This is a genomic window from Variovorax sp. 01T439_2, from assembly GCF_056398445.1.
Window position 1 is genome coordinate 1 of record NZ_JBFTPJ010000747.1, and the last position, 2,977, is coordinate 2,977.

At 66.5% G+C, this 2,977-nt stretch carries 4 protein-coding genes; 2 read left to right on the top strand and 2 right to left on the bottom strand.

Annotation, left to right across the window (positions count from 1 at the left end):
- A partial coding sequence (locus AC1DOC_RS27055) for an SDR family NAD(P)-dependent oxidoreductase (RefSeq protein ID WP_478130864.1) occupies positions 1–344 on the top strand: 344 nt, incomplete at its 5' end.
- Between the two features lie 23 nt (positions 345–367).
- Positions 368–967: an NADPH-dependent F420 reductase gene (locus tag AC1DOC_RS27060; protein ID WP_012747871.1), complete on the top strand. Its 600-nt coding sequence runs from the start codon at positions 368–370 to the stop codon at positions 965–967.
- Positions 968–1,050: 83 nt separating this feature from the next.
- Here AC1DOC_RS27060 and AC1DOC_RS27065 read toward each other — a convergent pair whose 3' ends face one another.
- Together AC1DOC_RS27065 and AC1DOC_RS27070 are read right to left on the bottom strand one after the other, a co-directional pair.
- Positions 1,051–1,947, bottom strand: coding sequence for an arginase family protein (locus tag AC1DOC_RS27065; protein ID WP_012747872.1), 897 nt, complete (start codon positions 1,945–1,947; stop codon positions 1,051–1,053).
- A gap of 28 nt (positions 1,948–1,975) precedes the next feature.
- A partial coding sequence (locus AC1DOC_RS27070) for an alpha/beta fold hydrolase (RefSeq protein WP_478130865.1) occupies positions 1,976–2,977 on the bottom strand: 1,002 nt, incomplete at its 5' end.

Here is a 2,977-nt window from a genome sequence, read left to right on the forward strand (position 1 = left end):
CGATCATCCTGACCGGTTCGAGCGCCGGCACCACGGGTGCCCCGGCATTCGGTGCCTACAGCGCGAGCAAGGCGGCCGTGCGCAACCTCGCGCGGACTTGGGCGGAGGACCTCAAGGGCACCGGCATCCGGGTCAACGTGCTGTCACCCGGGCCGACAGCGACCGACCTCGCGAGGGCAGTGCTGGGCGAGGAGGGCATGAAGGCCTTCGCATCGATGAATCCGCTCCAGCGCATGGCCGATCCGGCGGAGATCGGCGCGGCGGCCGCCTTTCTCGCGTCGCAGGACAGCAGCTTCATGACCGCCAGCGAGGTCGCGGTCGACGGCGGCCTGGCGCAGATCTGACGCCAAAACCAAAAGGAAAATTCATGAGCTACGCAATCATCGGCTTCGGCAGCATCGGCCAGGCCCTGGCCAAGGCGTTTGCCCGAAGCGGCATCGAGGTATCCGTTGCAACCACGCGCGACCCGGAAAGCTTTGCATCCGCCGCGGCCGCGATCGGGCCCGAGGTCATTCCCAAAACCCTGGCGGAAGCAGTCAAGGCGGACGTCGTCTTTCTGGCTGTCCGGTTCGAGTCGCACCGGGATGTCGCGAAGGCGCTGCCCAGCTGGCAAGGGAAGACCATCGTCGACGTGACCAATGCCTACGGCGTGTCCCCTGAGGAACTGGGAGGACAGCCTTCTTCCAAGGCCGTCGCGCAGGCTTTCTCTGGTGGACGGCTGGTCAAGGGTTTCAACCATCTGGCCGCCGCAGTCCTTGAACAAGACCCGGCCGTACATGGCGGCAGGAGAGTCGTGTTCCTGGCGAGCGACGATGACGGCGCAGCAGCGGAGATAGGTGCGCTTGCGGAAAACCTCGGTTTCGCGCCGATCAAGCTTGGCGGGCTTTCGGAAGGTGGACTGCTTGTGCAGGCGCGCGGAAATAGCTGGGGTCAACTGATCTTCAAGGACTTGGTCAAGTTCGATTGATGATGAATCGGGATGGCAAATTTCGGTGCGATCCCGCCTCGTGGATAAGGGGCGGCCACGATTCGCCGGGACGCCCCACCCCCTCAAGCAGGCGCGGCCGTCCCCAGCGCCTCGGCCAGCACCGCAGCAAGGCCGCGGCCGGCGCTGCCGTCCCCGTCGAGACGCGGGTTGTAGATGGTGACCTCCATGCCGACGGCCTTTCCGCTCGCCAGGATGAGCCGGAGCGCGGTCGACAGTTCGTCCCATGACAGCCCGCCCGGTACGCGGAAATCGACCGCCGGCATGAGGGCATCGTCGAGGCAATCGGCGTCCAGGTGGATGAAGAAGCCGTCGAGCTCGGGCCGCGTCAGGTGGTCGATGGCCGCACGGGTTGCGGCTTCGACACCCAGGCGGCGGATGGCGGGGAGATCGCAGGCCATGAGCTCCGCCGGCAAAGGCTGGCTGCCGAATTGGGCCTGGTCTTCGTGGTCGCGGAATGCAAAGGCGACGGTGTCCTCGGGCCGCACCAGCGGACGGCGGCCCTCCAGGTCGGTCAGCAGCGCCGGCCCGTGGCCGGTGACGAAGGCCAGGTCCATGGACGCGCCTTCGCCGTTGGGTTCGGCTTCGGGCTGGAAGAAATCCGCGTTGCCGTCGATGAAGAACAGGCCGTAGCGGCCGCGCCGGCGCAGCGCGAGCATCGAACCCAGCACGATCGTGCAGTCGCCGCCGAGCACTATCGGAAACTCGCCCGCGTCCAGGACCTTCTCCACCGCATCGGCGAGCGTGGGCGACCATGACGCGATCGCATCGGCATTCAGCACCAGGGTGGATGGATCGGGCTTCGGGTCTTTCGGCGGAACGGCCAGTCGCCCGGCACGGCGCGCATGGATGCGGTCTGCGAGTCCCAGTTCCAGCAGCCGGTCGGGCAGGCGCTCCACGCCGTCGGTCGACAGGCCGAGCGTGGAGGGCGCTTCAAGGATGGCATAGCGTCGGGTCGGCATCAGGTGCTCCACGGCAAGACGGGTTCTTTCATTGGACGCCTCGCATTTCGTGAAGTGGACGAAGGGCCGGCGGCGCGAGGTGCCGCTGCAGGAAATCCCGGATGGCTGCAGCCACCTCGCCAGGGTGCGTTTCGAGAAGCCAGTGGCCGCCGTCGAAGTATTCGATCGTGGCATCCGGCAGGTCCTGGCGAAAGGCCTCCGCCTGCGCTGGCCGGTAGTACTGGTCGCCCCGTCCCCAGAGGATCAGGGTCGGAAGGCGAGCGCGGCGCAGGTGCGCCTGGATCGCAGGGTAGAACGCGACGTTGCTCCCATAGTCGCGATGAAGATCGAGCAGCGCATCGGCCACGCCCGGCCGCTGGACGTGGTCGCATGCCAGGCGGATGACCGCGGGATCGATGCGCTCGGCGATGTGCGCGGGAAGCTGCTCGACGAACTCGCGGCGGATGCCGTCTTCATTGAGAAGCGAAGCACGCATCCTCTCGCGGTTGGCATCCGAGGGATCGCGCCAATAGGCTTCGGCGGACGACCATGCATCGGTACGGCCCGCATCGAAATAAGCCTCGCTGTTCTGGATGACGAGAGCCGCCGGCCGCAGGGCCGCGCTTGCCAGCAGCCGGAATCCAGTTTGCGCTCCATAGTCGTGAAGGTAGAGGGCGCGAGGCTCGATGCCCACGGCCCGGACAAAGCCTTCGATCACCTCGGCAAGATGAGCGAAGGTGTAGGCGAAATGGCGGTGGTCGGGGACGGCGCTGAATCCCAAGCCCGGCAAGTCGGGTGCGACGAGCCGCCATCGATCGGCCAGCGTCCACAAGAGATGGCGGAACTGCACGGACGACGACGGAAACCCATGGAGCAGAAGAAGCGCCGGCGCATCCGGCGGCCCCGCTTCGCGGTAGAAGATCTGCGTGCCGCCGACGCTGATGTATCGGTGCCTTGGCGAAGACATGGCGCCATGTTCCACCTCCTGCTGACCGCAGCCAAGCCCTTGACCCTGCGGACATTGGGGACCTGTTGATGAGTCCCGGCAGGG